The sequence below is a fragment of the Rhodoferax sp. GW821-FHT02C08 genome (assembly GCF_059421805.1).
The window spans coordinates 1-23,147 of record NZ_JBWKVR010000025.1; the positions used below are offsets into that span (position 1 = coordinate 1).

At 59.3% G+C, this 23,147-nt stretch carries 19 protein-coding genes and 1 pseudogene; 8 read left to right on the top strand and 12 right to left on the bottom strand.

Annotated features, from left to right (window positions below):
* Nucleotides 1-559: 559 nt before the first annotated feature.
* Nucleotides 560-1,783 carry a D-alanyl-D-alanine carboxypeptidase family protein gene (locus AC07VY_RS22350; RefSeq protein ID WP_495099428.1) on the bottom strand — a complete coding sequence of 408 codons (1,224 nt, stop codon included), beginning with the start codon at nt 1,781-1,783 and terminating at the stop codon, nt 560-562.
* Nucleotides 1,784-2,002: 219 nt separating this feature from the next.
* Between AC07VY_RS22350 and yfcF the strand changes: the two genes are divergently transcribed.
* Genes yfcF through AC07VY_RS22365 form a run of 3 tightly spaced genes read left to right on the top strand, consistent with a single transcriptional unit; the run spans nt 2,003 to nt 3,722 of the window.
* On the top strand, nt 2,003-2,635 hold the full coding sequence (gene yfcF / locus AC07VY_RS22355) for a glutathione transferase (RefSeq protein ID WP_495099429.1): 633 nt from the start codon (nt 2,003-2,005) through the stop codon (nt 2,633-2,635).
* A 41-nt stretch (nt 2,636-2,676) separates the two neighbouring features.
* Nucleotides 2,677-3,126, top strand: coding sequence for an NUDIX hydrolase (locus AC07VY_RS22360; RefSeq protein ID WP_495099430.1), 450 nt, complete (start codon nt 2,677-2,679; stop codon nt 3,124-3,126).
* A gap of 35 nt (nt 3,127-3,161) precedes the next feature.
* The gene (locus tag AC07VY_RS22365) at nt 3,162-3,722 is read left to right on the top strand and encodes an MOSC domain-containing protein (RefSeq protein WP_495099431.1); all 561 of its coding nucleotides are present in this window, start codon (nt 3,162-3,164) and stop codon (nt 3,720-3,722) included.
* Between the two features lie 223 nt (nt 3,723-3,945).
* On the opposite strand, the gene AC07VY_RS22370 is transcribed toward AC07VY_RS22365, so the two are convergent.
* The 5 genes from AC07VY_RS22370 to AC07VY_RS22390 all read right to left on the bottom strand — a co-directional run bounded on the left by AC07VY_RS22370 (nt 3,946) and on the right by AC07VY_RS22390 (nt 10,633).
* A complete protein-coding gene (locus AC07VY_RS22370) occupies nt 3,946-4,284 on the bottom strand; it encodes a copper-binding protein (protein ID WP_495099432.1) in 339 nt (112 codons plus the stop codon).
* A gap of 43 nt (nt 4,285-4,327) precedes the next feature.
* Nucleotides 4,328-7,492 carry an efflux RND transporter permease subunit gene (locus AC07VY_RS22375; protein WP_495099433.1) on the bottom strand — a complete coding sequence of 1,055 codons (3,165 nt, stop codon included), beginning with the start codon at nt 7,490-7,492 and terminating at the stop codon, nt 4,328-4,330.
* Complete coding sequence (locus AC07VY_RS22380) at nt 7,489-8,970, bottom strand: efflux RND transporter periplasmic adaptor subunit (RefSeq protein ID WP_495099434.1); 1,482 nt, start codon at nt 8,968-8,970, stop codon at nt 7,489-7,491. Before AC07VY_RS22380 ends, AC07VY_RS22375 begins: the two co-directional genes overlap by 4 nt.
* Nucleotides 8,967-9,938, bottom strand: a complete 972-nt coding sequence (locus AC07VY_RS22385; RefSeq protein WP_495099435.1) for a TolC family protein — start codon at nt 9,936-9,938, stop codon at nt 8,967-8,969. Before AC07VY_RS22385 ends, AC07VY_RS22380 begins: the two co-directional genes overlap by 4 nt.
* Nucleotides 9,939-10,276: 338 nt before the next feature.
* Nucleotides 10,277-10,633 carry a hypothetical protein gene (locus AC07VY_RS22390; RefSeq protein ID WP_495099436.1) on the bottom strand — a complete coding sequence of 119 codons (357 nt, stop codon included), beginning with the start codon at nt 10,631-10,633 and terminating at the stop codon, nt 10,277-10,279.
* A gap of 380 nt (nt 10,634-11,013) precedes the next feature.
* On the opposite strand from AC07VY_RS22390, the gene AC07VY_RS22395 reads away from it, so the two are divergent.
* Nucleotides 11,014-11,436, top strand: a complete 423-nt coding sequence (locus AC07VY_RS22395; RefSeq protein WP_495099437.1) for a MarR family winged helix-turn-helix transcriptional regulator — start codon at nt 11,014-11,016, stop codon at nt 11,434-11,436.
* The gene (locus tag AC07VY_RS22400) at nt 11,433-11,897 is read left to right on the top strand and encodes a hypothetical protein (protein WP_495099438.1); all 465 of its coding nucleotides are present in this window, start codon (nt 11,433-11,435) and stop codon (nt 11,895-11,897) included. Before AC07VY_RS22395 ends, AC07VY_RS22400 begins: the two co-directional genes overlap by 4 nt.
* Nucleotides 11,898-12,167: 270 nt before the next feature.
* Here AC07VY_RS22400 and AC07VY_RS22405 read toward each other — a convergent pair whose 3' ends face one another.
* From AC07VY_RS22405 to AC07VY_RS22415, 3 genes are read right to left on the bottom strand one after another with little or no spacing between them, the layout of a single operon-like run.
* Nucleotides 12,168-12,830 carry a PIN domain-containing protein gene (locus AC07VY_RS22405; protein WP_409884146.1) on the bottom strand — a complete coding sequence of 221 codons (663 nt, stop codon included), beginning with the start codon at nt 12,828-12,830 and terminating at the stop codon, nt 12,168-12,170.
* Nucleotides 12,831-12,834: 4 nt separating this feature from the next.
* Nucleotides 12,835-14,274 (bottom strand): DEAD/DEAH box helicase family protein, encoded by a 1,440-nt coding sequence (locus AC07VY_RS22410; RefSeq protein WP_495099439.1) that lies wholly within the window; start codon nt 14,272-14,274, stop codon nt 12,835-12,837.
* A complete protein-coding gene (locus AC07VY_RS22415; RefSeq protein WP_495099440.1) occupies nt 14,267-15,979 on the bottom strand; it encodes an ATP-dependent nuclease in 1,713 nt (570 codons plus the stop codon). Before AC07VY_RS22415 ends, AC07VY_RS22410 begins: the two co-directional genes overlap by 8 nt.
* Nucleotides 15,980-16,569: 590 nt before the next feature.
* On the opposite strand from AC07VY_RS22415, the gene AC07VY_RS22420 reads away from it, so the two are divergent.
* Both AC07VY_RS22420 and AC07VY_RS22425 read left to right on the top strand, forming a co-directional pair.
* Nucleotides 16,570-17,139, top strand: a complete 570-nt coding sequence (locus AC07VY_RS22420; RefSeq protein WP_495099441.1) for a heme NO-binding domain-containing protein — start codon at nt 16,570-16,572, stop codon at nt 17,137-17,139.
* The gene (locus AC07VY_RS22425; protein WP_495099442.1) at nt 17,139-19,793 is read left to right on the top strand and encodes an EAL domain-containing protein; all 2,655 of its coding nucleotides are present in this window, start codon (nt 17,139-17,141) and stop codon (nt 19,791-19,793) included. The genes AC07VY_RS22420 and AC07VY_RS22425 overlap by 1 nt, the downstream gene beginning before the upstream one ends.
* 430 nt (nt 19,794-20,223) lie before the next feature.
* Here AC07VY_RS22425 and AC07VY_RS22430 read toward each other — a convergent pair whose 3' ends face one another.
* From AC07VY_RS22430 to AC07VY_RS22440, 3 genes and pseudogenes are all read right to left on the bottom strand, one after another.
* The gene (locus AC07VY_RS22430) at nt 20,224-20,619 is read right to left on the bottom strand and encodes a hypothetical protein (protein ID WP_495099443.1); all 396 of its coding nucleotides are present in this window, start codon (nt 20,617-20,619) and stop codon (nt 20,224-20,226) included.
* Nucleotides 20,620-20,714: 95 nt separating this feature from the next.
* A pseudogene (locus tag AC07VY_RS22435) lies at nt 20,715-21,239 on the bottom strand (ATP-binding protein); the annotation flags it as partial.
* 134 nt (nt 21,240-21,373) lie between these two features.
* Entirely contained in the window at nt 21,374-22,261 is an 888-nt protein-coding gene (locus AC07VY_RS22440) for a LysR substrate-binding domain-containing protein (RefSeq protein WP_495099444.1), read from the bottom strand.
* Nucleotides 22,262-22,378: 117 nt separating this feature from the next.
* Between AC07VY_RS22440 and AC07VY_RS22445 the strand changes: the two genes are divergently transcribed.
* Nucleotides 22,379-23,128, top strand: coding sequence for an SDR family NAD(P)-dependent oxidoreductase (locus tag AC07VY_RS22445; protein ID WP_495099445.1), 750 nt, complete (start codon nt 22,379-22,381; stop codon nt 23,126-23,128).
* Nucleotides 23,129-23,147: the final 19 nt, after the last annotated feature.

Genomic DNA, 23,147 nt, shown 5'->3' on the forward strand with positions numbered 1-23,147 from the left:
CGCCCAAGTGGCCGAAATCGGACCCTGGTAGATGCATGGGCCTATTTTGAAGAGGCTTGTTCAGCGTTGCCTTAGGTTTATCCGACATCTGCCGCCAAGCCGCCGTCGCGTTCATGCTCGGGCAGATGTCGGATAAACCTGAACAATAAAGGGAGATAAGTCTTCAAAACTGAATGACAGCTTCCGCTACGTTGCAAACTTCTAAATGGGCCAACCTTGTGTCGGCTTCGGGCGGCGGATTCAAGTTGCGCGCACGTGTTGCAATACGCGCACGCTGCTTCGAGTTGCTATTACATCGAGATCCAGGGCCGGTGCGGCTCCTCCGCTGACGTGTTGGGCTTTAGACGGCGATTGCCGTCGGCGTCGATGGAATCGAAGACAACGCCTGAGCATTCGTCACGCCCGGCACACTTGTCGCGGCCAATAGCTGGCTGCAGCATCACCTCGATGCAATCACTCTTACTCCTAGCCGCCCAACTCGATGACCTGCTGGACACCGGTCCGACGCACACCTGTGTGTCCGTCGTCTTGGCTGAAGCCCCATCGGGGCACTCCCGAGTTATTTGACCAAGTGCTGCCACATGCGCAGCATGAAGCCCGCGCGCTCCACATCCGCCTGTGCAATTAGCGGAGTTTCACCAATCTGCTTGCCGTTCGATTCTGCGATCACCTTGCCGATCACGGCACCCTTGGCGACCGGCGCCTCCAGGCCAGGCTTTACCTGCACCGAGGTCTGCAATTTCTGACCGCGCGGGACGGTCAACGTCCATGGCGATCCCAGGCCTGCGGCGACGGTGTCGGCCTTGCCAAACCTGAGCTTGGCATTAGTGACCACGGCGTTCGGCTGAATGGGGGTGGCCTTCTCGAAGTGGCTGAATCCCCAGCCCAGCAGCGTGCGGGTCTCATCGGCACGCGCCTTTGCGCTGTTGGTGTTGAGGATGACCGTGATGAGGCGCATGTCGTTGCGCTTGCTTGAGGTGACCAGGCAGTAGCCGGCTTCCTCGGTGTGGCCCGTCTTCAGTCCATCCACAGTGGGGTCGGTGTAGAGCAAGGCGTTGCGGTTGCCTTGCTTGATACCGTTGTACTTGAACTCGCGTTCGGCGTAAATCGGGTAGTAATCGGCGCTGTCACGGATGATTGCACGCGCGAGGATGGCGAGATCGCGGGCAGACGACTTGTGCGCCGGGTCGGGCAAGCCTGTGGGGTTCACGAAATTCGTGTTCGCCATCCCAAGGCGCTTGGCTTCGGCATTCATAAGCTTGGCGAAGCCCTCTTCGGAGCCCGCCATGTGTTCGGCGATCGCCTTGGAGGCGTCGTTACCCGACTGGATGACGATGCCACGCAGGATGTCCATCACCGTGGCCTGGCTGTTCAGCGGCAGGTACATGCACGACTCGGTGCTCGAACCGCGGCACCAGGCGTTCTCGCTGACCGAAACGAGATCGTCCTTTTTGAGTTTGCCTGAGCGAAGGGCCTGCTCGACCAGGAAGCTGGTCATCATCTTGGTCAGTGACGCTGGCGGCAACGGTTCGTCGGGGTTGGCTGAGGCAAGTACCTCTCCGGAGTCGAAGTCCATCAGCAGCCATGCCTTGGCGGGGATGGTCGGTGCGCCACTGGCCACAGCGGATTGCCCGGCCAACGGCGCTGGGGCTGGCACCTCGTCTGCGGGCTTTTTGTGCGCAGCAGGCTTGGCTGCTGGGCGATCAGCTGCAAAAGTCGCCAAGCTGGGCACCAGGGTACCTGCGGCTATGGCGAATACAAGAGGCAGGAGGGCAGATTTCATGGCTTGCATAGGATTCATGGTCGTGACCGCTCATTGTGGCGGAGCGTACCCCGCTTTCTTGCATGGGGGAGATTTTCATCAGCGGGAGCGGTGGAGGCACCTCTGCCAGGAGCTCCGATACTGCCACTAGGATAGGAGCTCATGAAAGGCTCTTGTGATCCTATGCGTTGATCTAGATGGATAAGATGTGGATCCATCCACGCGTCGCTGAAGCTCGTTATGCCCCACCCAAACCTCCGCTTATATGTAGATGCCCAATTTGCCAGTCCGTATGCAATGTCGGTATTCGTTGCACTGCATGAAAAGGATTTGCCGTTTGATATTGCGACCGTAGACCTCGGCGCCAACGAACAACAAACCGCAGGCTTTGCGGATGTTTCGTTGACGCAACGGGTGCCCAGCTTGCATCACGATGGCTTCACCCTGTCGGAGTCGTCCGCAATCACCGAGTACATCAACGATATTTTTCCCGGTGCGCCCTTGTATCCTTTAGAGCCGCGTCGTAAAGCGAAGGCTCGTCAGATCCAGGCCTGGTTGCGCAGCGACCTCATGCCTATTCGCCAGGAACGCTCCACTGAGGTAGTCTTCTACGGGGTAAAGAAAGCACCTCTGTCTCAGGCTGCACGGGAATCTGCGGAAAAGTTGTTCTCGGCCGCAGAAACCCTGCTTTCTCATGGTGCTGAAAACATCTGTGGCCAATGGTCCATCGCCGATGTTGACCTTGCGTTGATGCTCAACCGCCTTATTCTGAATGGCGATTCAGTGCCGGAAAGACTGGTGGTATATGCAAAACACCAGTGGCAGAGACCGACGGTACAACGGTGGGCCCATCAAGTGCGCCCACCATTATGAGCCTACAGGTGACCAGCGAATAGCCTTACTGGAATACAGCCTTGCGCCGACGCCCATCCTCCCGCTTGCTCGTTCTGGACCCAACCGGCCGCCTGCTGCTCTTTCGCTTCCTGCACAAGAAAGGCGCGCTGGCTGGGCAAGAATACTGGGCGACGCCCGGTGGCGAGGTGGAGTCTTGTGAAACTTTCACTGAGGCAGCCATCCGCGAGCTGAGGGAGGAAACTGGCATGGTGGTTACCAGCGTCGGTGACCCAATCACCCAGCGCGAATTCACCATGCAGCTTCCTGACGGAGAAGATGTGGTGTCTGAGGAGCAGTTCTTCGTCGTCCTCACAGCAGTTCAGGATATCTGTCGAAACCAGCACACGGCCTTGGAACTTGAAGTTATGGCAGACCACAAATGGTGGACTGCAGCCGACCTGGAATCAACCGACGACACTGTGTGGCCTGACAATCTTCCAGAAATGCTCACATCCACGGGTTGGTGGTAAGTCGTAGGGCGAGTTTCGATATTGGACCTGCAAGCATGCATCTCATATTGCCCCCTCAACCTTTTGTGGTTTCCGTCTCCCTGAGTCAAACACATACATTCTCGAAGGTCAGGGCGGAAAGCATTCATCTTCTGAAGGGGCTTGGCATTGAGGGGGATGCCCACTGTGGCGAGACTGTTAAGCACCGGTCGCGTGTGGCGCATAACCCCTTGCAACCCAACTTCCGCCAAGTCCACCTGGTGCACGCCGAGTTGTTCGACGAACTTGCTGCAATAGGTTTCGATATCGCTCCCGGTGATATCGGCGAAAACATCACCACAAGAGGGCTTGACCTCCTGAGCCTGCCGGTCGATACGGAACTGCAAATCGGTGCTTCCGCCCGTGTACGACTGACCGGTTTGCGGAATCCCTGCAAGCAACTTGACGACTTCCAAGATGGCCTGACGCAAGCGGTTCTGGAACGGGCCGTCGACGGTTCACTGATCCGGAAGGCAGGCGTCATGGGGGTGGTAGTCGAGGGCGGCCAAGTGATGCCAGGAGATTTCATCACTGTACGGCTTCCTGAGCAACCGCATCAAGCTTTGGAGCGTATTTGATGGGATAGTCTTGAAGTGTACAAAAGACGATTTCGGTGATGCCGGCGTTGGGGGCGAAGCTGACAGACTGAGCACTGCCCAAACGGCTGCTTTCGCAAACCCGTTCCTGCCGACGGCCACTTCAGGCTGGTTGCGGCCGTTGGCAGGTGTTTAGCGAATAGGTACTATCGACCAGGAGCAGACAGTCGAGGTCAAACCCTGTCGTATGGGTCACCGCCCAGCCTCAGTGCATAACTTCAATCTTGGTGATGGTCGCCTTTCCCTTCACCATATCTGCGTTGAAGCGGACTTTATCGCCTAGCTTGAGCCGGTCCAGTGTTTGCGGGTCCGCGTTGAATCCCATGGTCATCGCAGGCATTCCCAGATTGAGGATGTCTCCATGCTTGAGCACGACCAAGGCCTGAGGTTTGTCGATTTTCTTGACCTCACCCTCGGTTGGGGGCATGGCGGCAGCGGAAGTGGATGGTGCGGCTTGCATGGGCTTCATCCCCGAAGAGGTTTGCGCATGTGCGACGCTAGTCGTGAGCAAAGCTACGGTGATGGCGGTGTGCAGAAGTTTCATTGGGGTCTTTCCGGTAATAAAAATGGATACAAGGGTTGGCAGCTCATGCCGCCGACAGGGTCAAAGGGGTTTGCCGAAGCTCGGACGAAACGGAACGCCTTCGGTGCAGTAGGTACCAAGCTGCAGGCATGACGAGCATGCTCAGCAGGGGCGCTGTCACCATGCCTCCGACCATGGGGGCGGCAATCCGAGTCATCACCTCCGAGCCGGTGCCACTGCCCCACAGAATAGGCAACAGGCCGGCCATCACCACCGCCACCGTCATCGCCTTGGGGCGCACGCGCAGCACAGCACCTTCGCGGATGGCTGCCAGCAAGGTGGTGTCGTCCATCGGCTCGCCTGCCTCTAGCCGCCGGGCCAGCGCGTTCTTCAGGTAGACCAGCATCACCACACCGAACTCTGCCGCCACGCCAGCCAGCGCAATGAAGCCGACCGCCGTGGCCACAGACACGGAATGCCCCAGTGCCCATACCAGCCAGAACCCGCCGATGAGAGAAAACGGCACAGCCGCCATCACCAGCGCAGCATCGGTGAACGATACAAACAACAGGTAAAGCAGCACAAATATGACCGCCAAAGTCACCGGAATGACCAGCTTGAGCCGTTCGGTCGCGCGCTCCAGGTATTCAAACTGTCCGGACCACGACACCGCATAGCCAGCAGGCAAGACCACAGTCTTGGCGACCGCCTCCTGCATGTCGTGCACCACCGAGCGCAGGTCGCGCCCGCGCACATCCACATAGACCCAGCCGGACAGGCGGGCATTCTCGCTGCGCAGCATCGGCGGACCTTCTGCGATGGTGATTTTGGCGACCTCCTGCAGCAGCAGCTGGGCGCCCTTGTCCGTCACGAAGGGCAATTCGCGCAGGCGCTCCAGCGAGTCGCGCACCTCCCGGGGGTAGCGCACGTTGATGGGATAGCGCTCGCGTCCCTGGATGACCTCGCCGACGTTGTCGCCGCCAATGGCGGTGGAGACCACGGCCTGCACATCCGCCACGGACAGTCCATAGCGTGCAGCTGCCAGGCGGTCTACCTCGGCATCGATATAACGGCCACCGGTGAGCCGTTCCGCCAGCGCGGACGAGACACCGGGCACATTCTTCACAGCGGCTTCCATCTGTGTAGTCAGCCGGTCGATGGTGGCAAGGTCGGCGCCGGCCACCTTGATACCGACCGGGCTCTTGATGCCGGTGGCCAGCATGTCGATACGGTTGCGGATGGGGGGCACCCAAACATTGGTCAATCCCGGTACCTTGACTGCCCGGTCCAGTTCCTCCACCAGTTTGTCCGGCGTCATGCCCACGCGCCATTGCGCACGCGGCTTGAACTGGATAGTGGTCTCGAACATCTCCAGCGGCGCAGGGTCGGTCGCGGTGTCCGCACGGCCCGCCTTGCCGAAGACATGGTCCACCTCAGGCACGGTCTTGATGAGCCGGTCCGTCTGCTGCAGCAGCGTGGCTGCCTTGGAAACCGACAGGCCAGGCAGTGCCGATGGCATATACAGCAGGTCGCCTTCGTCCAGGGCAGGCATGAACTCCCCACCCAGGCGCAGAACCGGAATGGCCGTGAGTGCCAGCAGCACAGCGGCTATCGCCAGCGTGGCTTTGGGGAAGCGCAGCACCGCTTCCAGCGCAGGCCGGTAGGCGACCATCAGAAAGCGATTCACCGGATTGGCCGCTTCATGCGGGATACGGCCGCGGATGAGGTAGCCCATCAGCACCGGAACCAAGGTTACAGATAGCCCGGCAGCCGCTGCCATGGCATAGGTTTTGGTAAACGCCAGCGGCGAGAACAAACGTCCTTCCTGGGCTTCCAGAGAGAACACCGGGACAAAGGACAGCGCAATCACCAGCAGCGAGAAGAACAAGGCTGGCCCCACTTCGACCGAGGCCGCGCCTACCAGTTGCCAGCGTTCTGCCGAGGTGGGCATGCGTCCATGTTGGGCCTCGAACGCCTCCAGATGCTTGTGCACGTTCTCCACCATGACGATGGCACCGTCCACCATGGCCCCGATGCTGATAGCGATACCACCCAAGGACATGATGTTGGCGTTGACGCCTTGCCAGTGCATGACGATGAAGGCCGCGAGTATCCCAATAGGCAGAGCCACGACCGCCACCAGTGCCGAGCGCAGGTGGAACAGGAAGATGGCGCAGACCAGGGCCACCACCAGAAACTCCTCCAGCAGCTTGGAACGCAGGTTGTCCACCGCCCGGCCAATCAGCAGGGACCGGTCATAGGTGGGAATGACCTCTACCCCCGCAGGCAGGCCAGGTTTGAGCGCCTCCAGCTTGGCCTTCACCGCTTCGATGGTGCTGCGGGCATTCTTGCCGGAACGCATCACCACCACCCCTCCAGCGACTTCGCCTTCGCCATCCAGTTCGGCAATGCCGCGGCGCATCTCGGGACCGACTTGCACTGTGGCTACGTCGCGTAAGAGCACAGGGGTCGTGGCGGACACGGCCAGCGGAATGCTGCGGAAGTCGTCCAGCGATTGCAGGTAACCCCGCGAGCGCACCATGTACTCGGCCTCGGCCAGCTCGACCACGGAGCCGCCTGAGGCCTGGTTGGCTTTCTGCAGCCCTGTTACCACCATGCCTTGGGTGATGCCCAGCGCCCGCATGCGGTTCGGGTCGAGCACCACCTGGTACTGCCGCACCATGCCACCAATGCTGGCAACCTCGGCCACGTCCGGCACGGTTTTAAGCTCGAACTTCAGGAACCAGTCGTTCAAGGCCCGCAGCTGCCCAATATCGCGCTGGCCAGTTCGGTCCACCAACGCGTACTCAAACACCCAACCGACCCCGGTGGCGTCTGGCCCCAGGGAGGCATTGGCACCTGCAGGCAGCTTGCTTTGCACCTGGTTCAGGTATTCCACCACCCTCGAGCGGGCCCAGTACGGGTCCGTCTTGTCGTCGAAAAGCACGTAGACAAAGGAATCGCCAAAGAACGAATAGCCGCGTACCGTCTTGGCGCCTGGTACGCTAAGCATCGTCGTTGTCAACGGATAGGTCACCAGGTCTTCCACCACCTGCGGTGCCTTGCCCGGATAGGGCGTGCGGATGATGACTTGTACATCCGACAGGTCCGGCAAGGCGTCCAGGCTGGTTTTGGCGACCGACCACAGACCTAGGGCCACTAGGAAGACCATGGCCATCAGCACCAGAAAGCGGTTGCCGACCGACCAGCGAATCAGCGCGGCAATCATGGCTTGGCTCCAGCAGACACCGGCTGCACCTTCACCAAGGCGTAGCCGGAGGGACCACCTTCCTTGAATTCAAAGCGCACTCTGTCGCCTGGCTTGATGTCGGCAAAGGCTTGGGGTTCTGGCTTGCCAAAGCCCATGGTCATGGACGGCCATTGGAGGGAGGCAATGGGGCCGTGAGAAATCGTGATGGCATCGGCATTGACGCTTTCGACCTTGCCCTCACCCACATGGACTCCTGCGGTGGCAATGGGAGTGGAAACCGGCGCAGCCATGCTACCCAGTACGGAGCGCAGGCTGGCTTCGGAATCGATAAGAAACTGGCCGCTGGCCACTACCTGTTCCCCTTCGCTGAGGCCTTGCAGGATTTCTGTCTCGTCACCCACATCCCGGCCTACAGACACCGCACGCGGCTCAAACGCTCCGTTCTCCTTGCGGACCATGACCATCACTCGCTTGCCGGTGCGAATCACGGCCTCAGACGGCAGCACCAGGCTAGCCGTCTTGGGACCGGCAATCTGCAGGTTGAGCAGCATGCCGGGTGTCAGCTTGCCAGCCCGGTTGTCCACTTCGAAGCGGGCCTTGAGGGTACGCGTGGCGGCGTTCACTTCGGGCAGGATTTCCTGCAGCTTCCCGCTGAAGGTTTGCGTGGCGTCGGCCTGCAGGGTGACCGTAACGCTCTGCCCTGGGCTGAGTCGCAGCGCCTGGGCTTCCGGCACTTCGGCCACGGCCCACACTTTCTCCAGCCCGGCGATGCGGAATAGCGTCATGCCAGGTGTCACAGCGACACCTTCCCTGATACCCAGCTCGGCCACGACGCCGCTGGCGGGTGCTGTCAGGGTGAAGCGCGCTTGCGCCGTGCCGGCTTCTTCGCTGCGCCGCAGCAGTTCGGCCGGAATCGACATGGCACGCATCCGGTCACGCGCAGCGGCAATCAGGTCTGGCGAGACATTGGCGCGCTGGAGCGCCAGGAATTCGTTTTGCGGTCCCAGCCATTCAGGGGCAAACACCGTGGCCAGTGCCTGGCCTTTGCGTACCCGCTCCATAGGTGCCCGTACCGCCAAATGCTCCACGTACCCGGCCACGCGGGTCTGGACTGCGACACCCAAGCGCTCGTCAAACTGCACGGTACCTACCGCATCGAACGTGGAAGGTAGTTCCGCCCGGTGCACCATGGCATAGCGGATACCCAGGTTTTGCTGCACGGCTGCGCTGACGGTCACGCCAGTGGTGTTGCCCGCGTCTTGCGCGTACACCGGCACGAGCTGCATATCCATGAAGGGGGATTTACCTGGCTTGTCAAAACGTTGGCCGGGAACCATGGGGTCATGCCAGTACAAAACCTTGCTTTGGCCGGAGGCCGTTGTCTCCGTGGCCGGAGCCATGCTGGTAGGAGGCATGTGGCGGCCGGCAAGGAAGCCACCGGCGGCCAATGCGGCACCTACTAGCAAGACAAAAAGTGTAGTGTGGCGGGCCTTCATGGTGCGTCTCCCTGGCTCAGCGGCTTGTAGGCCAGTTGGACCTGGGTTCTCGTCCAATCCCGCTGCAGTGCCAACAGCTTGCGTTGGGCATCCACTTCGGCGTGCCGGGCTTCGAACAGGGTGACGAGGCTTCCTTGGTTGGAGCTGTAAGCCGCGGTCGCCGTGGCTGTGCGCTGGGTGGCAGGGAGAGCCACTGCGGTGCGGTAGCGCTCGATGCGCGCTTGCAGGCGTTGGGCGTCGCTGGCCAGGCTTCGGTACTCGGCGGTGGCACTGCGGATGGCTTCCGACAACTCAGCTTCGGCTTTGTCGACCATGGCCCACTTGGCTGCGGTTTCTCGGTCCTGGCGCTGCGAAGGAGCAACCTGTAAAGGAATGGTGACGCCCACCGACACCATGTCCGAGTAGCCTGTGCGCTGGCCGTAGGCCACTTCCCAGGTCCAGTTCGCCTGGCGGTTACTTGTTGCGACGGCAGCCGATTGACGTGCGACTTCCACATCCCGGTGTAGCGCCACGACTGTCGGGGCTGCTGCCACGTAGTCCGCTTCGGCCGGCCATGGCAGTTTGCCAATAGCCTGTAGCTCCTCGTTTGCCACACCAGTCCAGCGCTGCAAGGCGAGCCTGGCGCTGTTTTGCTGCTGCAAAACCTCTGCCGTATCGTCTGCAGCCATGCCGCTGGCTGTGGTTAGGAACAGAACTTCCTGACTGTTAGCTGTAGACGAGGAAAGCCGAGCACGGGACGTCGCCAGTTCCTCGTGGGCGTGGTGTTCCATCAGGGTGCTGAGCTTCAGCGACTCGCTGGCGAAGAATGCATCCACATAGGCCAGTGCGGTTTGCAGGCGTGTGTCCGCCTGAGCGGTTTGTACTTGAATGGTTTCTCGAGCGACGACGGCTTCGGCAGCTGCCTGGCGGGTGGCTCGCTTCCCGGCAGACAGCCATTCCTGGCTGATACCGATGCGCTTCATCGTCATGGAGTCACTGGCAGTATGGAGCCTGTCAGGCCCTGTTACAGGGAGGTTCTCGATACCGACGCGCAAGCTCGGGTCAGGAAGCTGGCCTGCCACCCGTGCCATGTGCTTGGCGCTGTCGACACCGGCGCGCGCTGAGCGGGACGCTTCTGAACGTTGGACTGCCAAGTCGATGGCATCGTCGAGGGAAAGAGGTGCCGCTGCGACAAAGCATGGCAAAAATGCGGCGGCCCACATGGCAGCACGCCCAGAAAACAGAGGCATAGGAGCTCCGAAAACGAACGAGGATGTCTGCTGGCGAGCAGAAAATCTGCGCCAGCGCCTGTTAGTTCACGGAGATGTCAGACGCGAAGTCGGAGGGTAGAAAGGAAGATAGGGTCTGGAGGCGGTCGGACCTCGGCCGTTGCCTCAACCGTCAGGGCTTCGGTGCTGGCAGCATCAAGTACCGCGGGTACAACCCGTACCTGGATGATGGCGGGCAGCGTGGGAGTTGCCACCTTTGCCTGCTCAACCGATTGCGGCGCATCCATCTTGAACTGGTGGCACAGCCCAGGCTGGGCCATGTCCATGCCTTCGCAGGGTTCGCCCGCAGCCATTTTTTCCACCATAGCTGCCGCACCCGATGTGCTGGGACAGACGTAGTTCGCCAACGCCAGCTGTGAAAACAGCAGCGACAGGACCACCAGGAATGTGGTCATGCAGCGGTGGGCTGAGCGGTGGAACGGCATTTATGGGGAAGTGTAGCGCTACGTTGCAGAGTATGGGGCTGCGCTAGAGTTCCCTAGCCAGAGCAACAACTCAGAACGTCCGGGGAGTGGCTGTCCTGGTCAGTCAGTTGCCGATAATTTGAGTCAACGTAAATAAATGTTTGAGTGTTTTCACACAGCCTCGGCCCATAGCGGACAGTCTGGGCTCAGCGGGAACCATTCGTTACGTGACCGGCTAATTTTCGTGAACTTGCGCACCCATATTGACAACTAGTTTCCATTATTGGAAACTAGTTGTCATGAATCGGCAAAATCCAGTTCCTTCTGCACCCAACCTAGGCGCCGTAGCCGTCACCCAGTTGGTGCTATCCGTGTTTCGCCTGAACGGCGTGCTGTTGCAGTGGGGCGACCAGTTGGTCGCGCCGCTCGGTCTGACCAGCGCGCGCTGGCAGATGCTGGGCGCCATAGCGCTGGCCGGCACGCCACTGACCGCCCCTCAGGTGGGCGAAGCGATGGGCGTCACGCGGCAGGGTGCGCAAAAGCAACTCAATTTGCTGCTCGAACAGGGGCTTGCCGAGGCTCATCCGAATCCGGCGCATCGGCGTTCGCCGCTTTACGCCTTGACGCCACAAGGTTTGGCCCTATACCGCAAGGCCGATGCCATCTGGACCGCTCAAGCTGCCGAATTGGCTGCGCTGATACCTGCTGCCCAATCCAGCACTGTCACCCAAACGCTCCAATCAATGCTGCGCGAGCTGCAGACCGTCAACCCCTCTTCAGAGGTCAAATCATGAAATCGAAATTCCATGCAATCTTCGGATCTGTCGCGCTGCTTTGCATCACCACGTTCTGGCTATCGACGGTCGTGTCGGAGTTCTTCATGGATCAGGCAAGTGTCGCTGCCGTCAAGAACGCGGTGTTGAGCGGTATGTGGCTATTGATCCCGTCGATGGCTGCCACGGGCGGTAGTGGCTTTTCACTTGCGAAGGGTCGTGGCGGTCGCCTCGTCAGTGTCAAGGGCCAACGCATGAAGATGGTGGCAGTCAACGGCCTGTTGGTGCTGCTGCCCAGCGCTTTCGTGCTGGCGTCGTGGGCCAATGCTGGTCGTTTCGACGGCGTTTTCTATGCATTGCAAGGTTTGGAGCTGCTGGCGGGGGCAGTGAACTTTTCACTCATCGTGATGAACATGCGCGATGGCCTCAAACTCAGCGGTCGGCTCACACCCAAGCGACCTGTACCTGGGGCATCCCGTTGACCTTGCCTGTCGAGGCAATGTTCAAAATGATGTAAACACACAGGTTGAACGTCTTTGACTAGAGTGGGGATGCAAAATGGACGACCGCTCTTGGCCGATAGTACCAACTCAACGATGGATTCTGACTGTCCGCTACCGCTGCAGAGCCGTCCCCGAAGCCGACTGCTTCAGGCTGACAACAGCCGTTCACACATCGGCGAAGCAGTGACAACTCTGCTCAGCAGCAGGCGTTCAAGGGAGCGGTTTTCTAAACAAAGTGACTGCACCTGACTATCTTGCATATCTAGCAATGCAGCCCCCACACATCCATTCACCGTCGTCGTAGATGCCATCCGTCATGTCAGTTCGCTGGTGGCACCAGCCGCATTCGGAGTAGATAGCGTTGTCCTCATATCTGTTGCGTTCCGGCTCCCTGTAGCCCTTCTGGTTTGACGGCAGAAGCTTCGGATCTGGCGCTTTGGCGAACCTTCCACAATTGCTGCACCAGTAACCACCATGATGCTCAATCGTGCTGGCCTTCTTGCAGAACGGACACACCACCTGGTCACGGGCAACCACCGGCACCACGTTGGCCGGCACAAGCTCTGCAATGCTCTCCACCCGTTTGCACGCCATGCCGTTGCTGTTCAGGTGGTTCAGCAGGGGATCAAAGCCTTTGTCGCCACTTAGCACGAAGCACTCTGTGTCTGGAGCCGTCTCAAAGGTCCGGCCAAGCTCAAAGGCAATGTGGAAGTCCAAGGCGTTCTTGCCAGCGCCTGAAATCTTCAGGAAGTCGACACGACTGAACCTGTGGGCCGTGGCAGGCTTCTTCGCAGCCTTGGGAGGGTTCTGGTTGGCCCCCACGAAGATGATGGCCCGAAAGCTCTCATCCAGCGGTGAAAGATCGACCTTGTGCTTGTTCTCCAGATCAACCAGCAAAAGCTTCTTCGTCATTTCGTTACCTTGCCGGCAGGTGCCGCTGCTCCCCAACTATGGTCAAGGTCTTGGCCCCACGTGTCATGGCGACATACAGATCCTTGGCATCCAGTGAGTCAGCGTCAAGAATGACCGCATGGTCGTACTCCAACCCCTTCACCAGCAGCGTTGTGCCAATGAGCTTGCGGTGGCTGATCGGCCTTCCCGTGTGTCTCATGTCGCGCTGATATTTATTCGCAGCTTCCGTCAGATTCGCCCCCACCCCATCAATGTGAATCTTCAGCACGTTGAGAAAGCGATACAGCAGATCACGACGGTAGGCTGACGTTTCAGGGTTGTCCTTCAACGCCAAGAAGAATGCTCTCAGGTGAACACTTGTTGGACTGCCCAAGTAGGCATTCGCAGCATGCAGGACCAACGGATACTTGGTCACCTTGCTTTGCTTTGCGACCTCGCCCTTCTGCGTTCCAGCGGTCAGAGCTTTCCCAACCCCTGTAAAGCATTTCTTGGAAAAATCCAAAGCCAGGAGGAAGCCTTGCTGCGTTGTTTTGGCTGCAACCAGCTTCTTGATGAACGAGTGAAGATCCTTGCCTTCAACCTCTTCAATGGAAGAAAACTTTCCACCCATGGTTCGTGCTAACAGATGGGTCTTGTTCTTGGACTGCTGATCGCCACCATGCAGAGCAATCACACTATCGTGATTGCCCAGCAAGTCCATGAGCGAAAAATACTGCTTTGACTCCAAGAACTCTGGGGTGGTGTGAGCACGTATCACACAGGCAGGCAGGCCGTTTGAAAGATCGATCTTCTGCCCCTTTTCCAGGGTCTCCCTCGCCTTCTTGAGCCAAGCTCCAAGGTTCGGATCGCCAGTCGTTTTCCAGCGCCACGGCGTCTCTAGCTGACCGAGGCAAGTGAACGTCGGATAGACACTTACCGTCCAATCAACGGGCTTGCCTTCGTCACCACCAAAGTCGAAGATGGCCTGCATCGGATCGCCCAAGATTCGGCAGGGCATGAACTCAGCAAAGGCACAGACAAGGCCATGCTGCAGATCCGAGCAGTCCTGGTACTCATCCACATAGACGCCGGCATAGGTGGCAGCGACGACGCGGCGAACGAACTGCTTACCCAGCAACTCAGAACAGCACTCGTAGAGCTTGTTCCACTGTTTGCTTGTGGGGTGCTCTACCTTCCAGCCCGAAGTCTTCGGGTAGGCCAGACAGAGGCGAAGTGACCAGCTCGCAATTGTGTCAATCTGGTACTTGGAAGCAGGTACACCAAGAGCGGTCATCTTGGTCTTGATGGAATTCACGCCCGCAAACGTGTGGGTCAAGATCAGTTGCCGTTTGGTGGCAGCTTTCACGGCCATGGCAATGAGGTGCGTCTTGCCGTAGCCGGCTGGCGCTATCACATACCCATTGGTAGTGAAATCGTTGAGCTTGAGAGCAAGTTCTTCAGACACGCTCTATCCACGCCCAGAGCTTATTCAGCTTTACTGACAGATCCTTCTTCGCGAAGTCAGCGTCCTCAAAATTTGGGGCCGCAGCGCTGAACCAGCGATCCCCTTTAGAAATGTTCTTGAACCACTCCGACTTCTTCGCGGCAAGCCCGATGGCAGTTCGCAGATTCTCAGACTCCACCCATTTTTCTACCTCCTGAGCAAGTTCAATCTTGGCGACGAGCCTCGAATAAACTTGGTCTCGCACCGGGTATGCGAACTCGGTCTGAGCCAGTTGTACGCTCGCAAGGACAGCGCCCCAGGGCAGATCTTTCATCGCCCTTTCTTCCAAGGACAGCTTGTTGTCCCAGGCCACGACCGGCACACCTAGCTTCACCAGTTCGGCTTCGTCGGCTGGTGAGAAGTTCTCAGGTGAGTCAGCGTCTGCAAGGACTGTGACCTCATAGCCAAGCGCCTTGAATGCCTTGGCCAAACCCTTTATGTTCTTCGCACCTCTGGCATCTAGCAGCTCAACGCCGTGATACGACAGTGGGTCCTTTCCCTTGCCGACCTGGTGATCGTCAAAACCTCGCATGAACCCGACTTCGGTAGCGCCTTCACAAACCACAACCTTCTTTGCCAAGAATGCTTCGGTGCTGGATCGAATCTTTCCCTGCACTTCAAGCTGTTCCAGACCGTCCTTCGCAGCGGAAGTGATCTGCACAACCCCACCCTTGCTATGCACGACGTACAGCTCTTTTACGGTGAGTTCCCGCAGGACCGTGGGTGAGTGCGTGGTGAGGAAGTATTGACCTCGTTTGTCTTCCCGGACATGCTTGATCAGGCGTGTGATTCGGTGCGGCTCCAAGCCGAACTCCACTTCGTCAAACAAGGTGATGTGGCCCTCTTCCAAACCCATCTTTTGAATGCCACACAGCAGCATTCGTTTTGACCCAAGACCTAGCTGCCGAAGAGGGATGTCACCGTCATGGAGCGCCAACCCACCAACTTTCAGGTTGATAGAAGCCAGATCGAGGTGAGCCTTATAGGCGTCCGACACCGGCACCCCCAACAGCTTTGCAATCTCCTGCGACTTCCCAGCCGCCGCATCGAAATTCTTGAGGGTGACAGGCCGATCACCGTCCAATGAAGCCCTGGCTGTTCGGGAAGCATTTGCCAGCAGCTCGTTCAGACTCTGCGCTTCGGTGAGCTTCGCCAACGCCGTGCCTGTAGCCCAGGAAAGCTGCTTCTCGCTATAGGCACCGATGAGGCCGACACTGACCTTGTTCCTATCACCTTGCTTGAACTGAACGCCGTCAGGGTGACGATCACAGACAACCATCCACTTGGGCTCAAGATCTTTGTCGACCGTCAGCCGCACAGTCAGGACACTCTCCAAGTGATCTTCAGGCTCGTCAGTGAGCTTGAGGGTGGCAGCATCCCAGCCACGGAGGTACTGACCGTACTTGTCCAAAGAGCAGAATGCTTCGGTCAAGGCCCCGATGGTGACTTCAATGACGATTGAATCCGCGACTTTGCACTGGTGAAAGTCAGAGTCGCTGAGGGTCAGGTTCCACTGCGGATGGAAGGCATATCTGATGGCCTCCAAGATCGTGGACTTGGAAGAATCACCCTTGCCAATCAGGCAGAAGATGTCGGCGTTGGGAAGGCTCCAGTCAAGTTCTTTCACGCCTCGAAAGTTCTTGATTTTTATTTTTCTGATCTTCACCGAGCAAAGTCCCCCAGAATATCACCTATGAACTGGGCTACTTCCGATCGATGCTCACCCAAGCACAGCTTGGAACGTCTCTTCGCCCTTATTCCCTCATCATAGATACATCTCGTCACGTTGCCGTTAAAAAGCGGCACAAGGCGTCAGAAAGGTTGTTGCTCCGCTGCCCTAGAGCAGCAACCGGCCGATGAGTTTGTGACCATCTGAACGCCCGAAGTGCGGCCGAGAGCGTGCACTGACGCAGGATCATCGGCTGACAGTAATCGCTGCAAAGCCGAATCCGAGGCCGCCTGCTTCAGGCTGGTAGCTGTCGTTGGCAGGCGCTTGGTGAATAGGTACTATCGGCCAACAGCTGTCGTTCGCGAACGCCTCCTACCGGGCTATCCTCTGTGAAGCCCGCCGCAAGATTGCGCGCTAGCGTAGCGACCGATGCGCAGCTCAGGCTGACATGGATCATGCGGCGAGCGAAAAGTCCTCAGTACGTCGGGGCCGCGACTTATTGAACGGACTAAACTGTGCCAGTGGCTCCCTGCGCCCGGCATCCGAGGCAGGTGCGACGAGCATTTCGGATTTTTGGGGGTGATGCTATGTATGGACTGGTCAACCAGGCGCTTGAGGATTTCGTCATCCAAGGGTACGGCACTTCAGCCTGGGACAGGATTCGGCAAGGTGCGGGTATCAACCATGAAATGTTCATCGCGATGGACGGCTACCCGGACGAAACGACGTACAGGCTGGTCGGTGCAGCCACCGACGTATTGGGCCTCGGTGCCACTCAGGTCCTGGAGGCCTTTGGCGAGCATTGGGTGCTCTATACAGCGCAGTCGGGCTACGGCGAGATGCTCGCCATGTTTGGCTCGGATCTGCGGTCGTTCCTCAACAATCTGGACAATCTTCACAGTCATGTGGGCATGAGCTTTCCTGCTTTGAGGCCGCCCTCATTCACGGTAGAAGAGATCGAGGGCGACACGGGGTTGCTATTGCACTACCGCAGTGAGCGCACGGGATTGGCGCCGATGGTGGTCGGATTGCTGAAGGGCCTGAGCAAGCGCTTTGCGCAAGAAATCATTGTGCAACAGACGGCCTTTCAGGGGACGGACGACCACGACGTCTTCCGCATCGACTACGTCGATGCCGACCCATCGCTCACGCAGTGATGTCAGTCCTCGAACTCAACCTGTCACCTCAGCAGTTCGCTGCCGCGTTCCCTTTTCACGTCGCGTTCGACGAGCAGCTGCGAGTACTGCAGACCGGAGCGGTGCTGCGTCGACTGTGCCCCGATTTGATCGAAGGAGCCCGGCTCGACGAGCACTTCATGGTTCAACGTCCCGTCCTGAAACGCCTGGACTACAACGCTATCCACCTGCACGAGAAATCGCTATTCGTGTTGCAGCATCGCGCGAGGCCGTTGCGCCTGCGAGGGCAGTTCGTCGTCCAGGATCGGCGACTGGTTTTCCTGGGCTCGCCCTGGGTGGCCGAAATGGTCGAAATTAGCCGACTCGGGCTGTCACTCAGCGATTTCGCGGTACACGACCCCGTCGTCGACTTGCTATTCCTCCTGCAAACCAAGAACAAGTCTCTGGACGATGGGAAAGTACTGTCTCAGCGCCTTCGGGCCAGCCAGCAACGACTTGCGGAAGCGCAGGCGCTGGCGAAGTTGGGCAGTTGGGTGCTCAATCCAGAAACCGGCCAGATCGACTGCTCCGACGAGGCTCGCCGCATCTATGGGTTCATCTCGACAAGCGAGAACCTCACGTTGGCTCGCCTGATGGCGCTCGTACCAGCGGTTCAGCGGGGGGGACTTCACGAGGCGATCCAGCGGGCCGCACAGGGCGACGCCCCCCTCGAGCTCGAGCACCGCGTGAACGCACGTGACGGGGTCGATCGGTGGGTCCACGTCACCTTTCAAGGATCTGTGCAGAACGACGTCACCACCGTGCGCGCCGCGGTGCGCGACGAGACCGCCAACAAGAAGTCGGCCTTGCGCCTGGCGTTGGCTCACGACGTCGCCCAGGAACTGGCCGCGGATGTCGAGCCCGAGAGTGCGATGGCGTTCATCCTGTCATCGATCGGCGCGCGGATGGATTGGGCGGCCGCGGTGTGCTGGGGCGTGGATGCTGACTCCCGGGTGCGCTGCCTGGGTGCTTGGGCGGCGTCCGACGATGCTCCATCGTATGAGTTCAGCGCGGCCATGGGCGTCTTCAGCGGACCGCGCCCGGACGGGAACCTTGACGCCGCCTGGGCCGCCGGCAACCCGCTGTGGCGCGCGATCCATGGGGCCGACGCGTCACACGTTCGGGATCAGTTCGCTGCCCGCTGCGGCCTGAATGCGGCTGTGGTCATCCCGGTCGTTGCAGGCGCGCAGCTCTTGGCGCTCGAATTCTTCAGCCACGCGCAGATCACCATCGACGGTGAGATCGAGGATTTCATGCGCTCGATCGCGAGTCAGTTGGCCCAGTACCTGCGGCGCAAGCAAGCCGAGGCCGCGCTGCGGCATTCGGCCCACCACGATGAGTTGACCGGCCTGGCCAACCGTGCCTTGCTGCAGGAGCAATTGGCGCAGGCCATGCAGCGCGCCGCACGGCGGAAAACCAAGGTCGCCGTGCTGTTCATGGACCTCGACCGTTTCAAATCCATAAATGACAGCCTCGGCCACAGTGCCGGCGACGTATTGCTGCGGACCTGTGCGAATCGCCTGCGGGAGGGCGTACGCCTGAGCGACACCGTGGCTCGATTCGGCGGGGACGAATTCGTGTTGGTGCTAGAGGGGCTGGACAACGCGGACGACGTGATTGCACCGTTGGCGAAAGTCGTGAGCTTGTTCAGCCGTCCCTTCGAGGTCAAGGGGCGCGAGCTGCCGACCACGGCAAGCATCGGTATCAGCCTGTTTCCGGACGACGGGCAGGATGTTGAGACCCTGTTGATGAACGCCGACGCAGCGATGTATCGAGCCAAGGGAATGGGTCCGGGAAACCATCACTTCTACTCTTCGCAAATGAGCGCGCAGGGCCAGCAGCAACTGGCGCTCGAGAGTTGCCTGCCTCGCGCGCTGGAGAGAGACGAGTTGTTCCTCGTGTACCAGCCCAAGCTCGATCTGACTACCGGGATTGTCACGGGAGTGGAAGCGCTGATGCGCTGGAGTCACCCCACAATGGGCCTGGTCTCGCCCTTGCAGTTCATTCCCATCGCGGAGGACATCGGACTGATCGACAGCATGGGGCACTGGGCGTTAGAAGTCGCCTGCCGGGATGCGAGAACGTGGAATGACCAGGGCCACCCCATCCAGGTGAGCGTCAACCTGTCGGCGCGGCAGCTCAATCGCCCCCTGCTGGCCGAGGAAGTGGCGCAGGTCGTCGCAAGGGCCGGCCTCCTGCCCGCTCAGCTCGAACTCGAGATCACTGAAAGCGGCGTCATGCACAACCCCGCCCAGGCCGCCCTGCGGCTGCGCGAACTGCGCGATCTGGGCGTGTCCCTGGCGATCGACGATTTCGGCACCGGGTACTCCTCGTTGTCCTATCTGCGCAACTTCCCCTTGAGCACGTTGAAGATCGATCGATCCTTCATCAAGGACTTGCCGATAGACGAGGCTGCTGCAGCACTGACCGCGGGCATCATCGCGTTGGCGCGCAGCCTGCGAATGAAGGTGGTGGCCGAGGGCGTCGAGACCCGGGAGCAGTTGGGCTATCTGCGCGTCAATGGCTGCGATGAAATCCAGGGCTACTACCTCAGCAAGCCGATCACCGCCGATGAAATGAGTCAATTTCTCGAACGGGATCTGTGTAATTTCGTGACCCCGAACATGGCGGAATAGACCTTTCGCCAAGGGTTGGCCGGGGTACGCGAGGCCTTCACCAAGAAAAGGAATGCTAGCTGTGTGCGCTGAGGGTGGAGACAGCCCATAGTGGGCGAAGGAGTTCTTGAAGGCCACCGAGGCAGCCGGGTGCTCCCGATTCACTCGACTCTGTTCTTGAACCCGGTCTTGCTACTGGCGTGGGGACATGCTGGTGGAGCGGGCCCAATGACAGCTGCGACTCGGATGCGACGCCAATATCGGCGGCATGGGGGGCAAGGCGCCGTCAAGACCTTGACCGTTGTCGATGACGTTGATGAGTCGCTGTATAACCGAAGGAATGAGTTCTTTCCCCCGTCCGTAGGTGACGGTCCCTGAAACTGTGTATTTTTCCAGCCTGCATTGAGAAACGCGTCAAAGAGTGGATTTATGGGAATGCAATCCTTGATCTTCAACGCCAATCGACGGCGCCGAAACGGTCATGGCCCAGCAGCGTGTAAAAAACGCCGACCGTACCGCGTGATTGTGTGCGGCTGCCCAGATCGGGGAAGGTCGCATCGCGGCGGTTCAACACGTATTTCATGGTGATGCCATGCTGCTTGTAGATTCGCCAGGTGTAGGCCACGTCGATGCGCACAATGTTGTCGTTCCCGCCGCGGCCACTGGCGACGCCGCTGACGAAATACTCGCGCCCGGTCAGGTCCAGCGAAGATCGGTCACTGAAGCTGACACGCAGGGCTAGCAGCGCCTGAGGCGCCCCGCCGTAGTGGTAATCGCGGTCGGAGGCACCGTTGACGGTGCTCACGGCTGCGTAGCCCGCGCCGGCCATGGCCGTGCCCTGCACCACGACCGATTCGCTGGCCCGCCATTGGCCAGTGGTCCCCAGCGACAGCGCCGTGCTCGAGATGCGGAAGGCCTGCGGCGAGATGTAATCATAGCCGTTTAGAAGTTTGCGACCTCCTGACCTGTGTCTGCTTTGCGCAGTAATTCCCTCGACTTGATCTTCCCCTTGGCCTCTTTGGAGCTGTGCCGGAAACGGTATGACTCATTGCCGGTCTCAACGATGTGGCAGTGATGGGTAAGTCGGTCAAGCAAGGCCGTGGTCATCTTGGCATCCCCGAACACGGCCGACCACTCAGCAAACGTCAGGTTGGTGGTGATCAGAACGCTGGTGTGCTCGTAGAGCTTGGACAGCAGATGGAAGAGCAAGGCACCTCCTGCCTGGCTGAATGGCAAGTAGCCCAGTTCATCCAGAATCACCAAGTCCATACGCATCAAACTCAGGGCTATGCGTCCTGGAATTCCTTTGGCTTTTTCATGCTCCAACGCGTTGACCAGATCCAATGTTGAATAGAACCGCACACGCTTGGAATGGTGGGTCAAGCCAGAGATTCCCAGCGCAGTGGCCAAGTGGGTCTTGCCGGTAGGCCACCAGCCAGAAGGCACGGCTGACCGCGCCCGCTGCAATGCAGATTCCGTTGGAGATGGCTTCAGGCTGGTTGCGGACGTTCACTACGGTCGACTTTGTGATGGTCTAGTTCAACATCGTTCAGAAGTGGTTTATGGCTCTCGGCATCTTGCCTTCAACTCAATCTTTATAGCTAGTTTTGCTGAGCCGCCTCCTGATGTAACCAGGTTAAAAATGCCTCGACGGGTTTGCGCTTGGAGTACCGCGGTGGGTAAACCGCGAAATGGGCTTTCACCTTGATGGCCATGTCCATCGAAAACACCGGGCGCAGCTTTCGTTCTTTTAAATGCAAATTGGCCGTCGTTGTGCTTTCCAGCGCCACCCCCAGACCTTGTGTGGCTGCGTCCAGTGACATTTGGGCGCGGTCGAAGCGCACAGCAAAACGCTCAGGTGCGCGCAGGTTGGTGAATTCTGAGAACCAGTTGGACCACTGCACCACACTTACGTTGCTCTGAATTAAGGGGATGTCAAGCAGCTGTTCAGGTCTGCGCAAACGGTGCTCCTTGATAAAGGCAGGGCTTGCCAGCGGAACAATGCGCTCCTCGAAGAGCGGCTCCACCACCAGATCGGGCCATTGAGGAATGCCGTATCTGATGTCAATGTCGGCTTGGCCCAGGGCGAAGTCGCTAGGCGTGTGTGCTGCGGACAGGTTCAGAGAAATATCCGGATAGGCCGTGGCAAACGCGCGTATGCGCGGCATCAGCCATAGGCTCGCAATGCTGGGTGCCGAGTGCACGTACAAACTGTTGCTCACACCTTGGCGCAAGTCCTCACTGGCAGCGGTGATGGCAATCAAAGCGCCGCTGATCCGGGTGAGGTATTGCTCTCCTGCCATGCTTAGTTTGACGCCGTGGGCACTGCGCTCGAACAGGCGCACACCCAGGTGTTGCTCCAGCTTGGCGACTTGGTGACTGACGGCGGAGGCAGTCAGGTGTAGCTCGTTGGCGGCCAGGCTGAAACTGCGGCGCCTGGCGACCGACTCGAAGGCCTGGAGGTTGGATGTGGGCGGAAGACTGGCCATAGGGTGAACCCCTGCTTTAAATTAATATCCATCATCTTAGACTGATGAAACATCGCTTGTCATCAGCTTGGGGGCATTTGAGAATCCGCTCACACCAACTTCTGAGAGATTCCACCCATGCTTCTGAAAGACAAAGTTGCCGTCATCACCGGTGGAGCCGGACTGAACGGTCTGGGCTTCGCGACCGCACGCCATATGGTCGCCCAGGGCGCCAAGGTTGTGATTCTGGATCTGGAGCGTGCCAAGCCTGCCGATGCGGCAGCCCAACTGGGTGCCGATCACCTGGGCCTGGTGACCGATGTGACCAACAAAGACCAATGCGAAGCCGCTGCCGCTGCCATCGTCAGCCACTACGGCCGCATTGACATTCTGGTGAACAACGCGGGTATCACCCAGCCCGTCAAAACGCTGGAGATCACCGGCGCCGACTACGACCGCATTCTGGACGTGAGCTTGCGTGGCACGCTGTACATGTCGCAAGCGGTAATTCCCCCCATGCGCAAGCAGCAGTCCGGCTCCATCGTTTGTATCTCATCGGTGTCCGCACAGCGCGGCGGCGGCATTCTGGGTGGGCCTCACTATTCCGCCGCCAAGGCCGGTGTGCTGGGCCTGGCCAAAGCCATGGCGCGGGAGTTCGGGGTCGAAGGCATTCGTGTGAACTGCATCACGCCGGGGCTGATTGAGACCGACATCATCCAGGGCAAGCTCGACGATGCCAAAAAGGCCGAAATCGCCACAACTATTCCCATGGCACGCCTGGGCCACGCCAGTGACATCGCGGGCGCCTGCGTGTTCCTGGCCAGTGACTTGTCGGCTTACTGTACCGGCATCACTCTGGATGTTAACGGTGGCATGCTGATCCACTAAGCCCGACGCACTATACCCA

Excerpts from the sequence above, each read along its gene's own strand:
- AC07VY_RS22440 (WP_495099444.1), bottom strand. The coding sequence starts at position 22,261 with ATGGCCAGTCTTCCGCCCACATCCAACCTCCAGGCCTTCGAGTCGGTC.
- AC07VY_RS22380 (WP_495099434.1), bottom strand. The coding sequence starts at position 8,970 with ATGAAGGCCCGCCACACTACACTTTTTGTCTTGCTAGTAGGTGCCGCA.
- AC07VY_RS22390 (WP_495099436.1), bottom strand. The coding sequence starts at position 10,633 with ATGACCACATTCCTGGTGGTCCTGTCGCTGCTGTTTTCACAGCTGGCG.
- AC07VY_RS22350 (WP_495099428.1), bottom strand. The coding sequence starts at position 1,783 with ATGAAATCTGCCCTCCTGCCTCTTGTATTCGCCATAGCCGCAGGTACC.
- AC07VY_RS22425 (WP_495099442.1), top strand. The coding sequence starts at position 17,139 with ATGTCAGTCCTCGAACTCAACCTGTCACCTCAGCAGTTCGCTGCCGCG.
- AC07VY_RS22420 (WP_495099441.1), top strand. The coding sequence starts at position 16,570 with ATGTATGGACTGGTCAACCAGGCGCTTGAGGATTTCGTCATCCAAGGG.
- AC07VY_RS22445 (WP_495099445.1), top strand. The coding sequence starts at position 22,379 with ATGCTTCTGAAAGACAAAGTTGCCGTCATCACCGGTGGAGCCGGACTG.
- yfcF (WP_495099429.1), top strand. The coding sequence starts at position 2,003 with ATGCCCCACCCAAACCTCCGCTTATATGTAGATGCCCAATTTGCCAGT.
- AC07VY_RS22370 (WP_495099432.1), bottom strand. The coding sequence starts at position 4,284 with ATGAAACTTCTGCACACCGCCATCACCGTAGCTTTGCTCACGACTAGC.
- AC07VY_RS22400 (WP_495099438.1), top strand. The coding sequence starts at position 11,433 with ATGAAATCGAAATTCCATGCAATCTTCGGATCTGTCGCGCTGCTTTGC.
- AC07VY_RS22385 (WP_495099435.1), bottom strand. The coding sequence starts at position 9,938 with ATGACGATGAAGCGCATCGGTATCAGCCAGGAATGGCTGTCTGCCGGG.
- AC07VY_RS22365 (WP_495099431.1), top strand. The coding sequence starts at position 3,162 with ATGCATCTCATATTGCCCCCTCAACCTTTTGTGGTTTCCGTCTCCCTG.
- AC07VY_RS22375 (WP_495099433.1), bottom strand. The coding sequence starts at position 7,492 with ATGATTGCCGCGCTGATTCGCTGGTCGGTCGGCAACCGCTTTCTGGTG.
- AC07VY_RS22405 (WP_409884146.1), bottom strand. The coding sequence starts at position 12,830 with ATGACGAAGAAGCTTTTGCTGGTTGATCTGGAGAACAAGCACAAGGTC.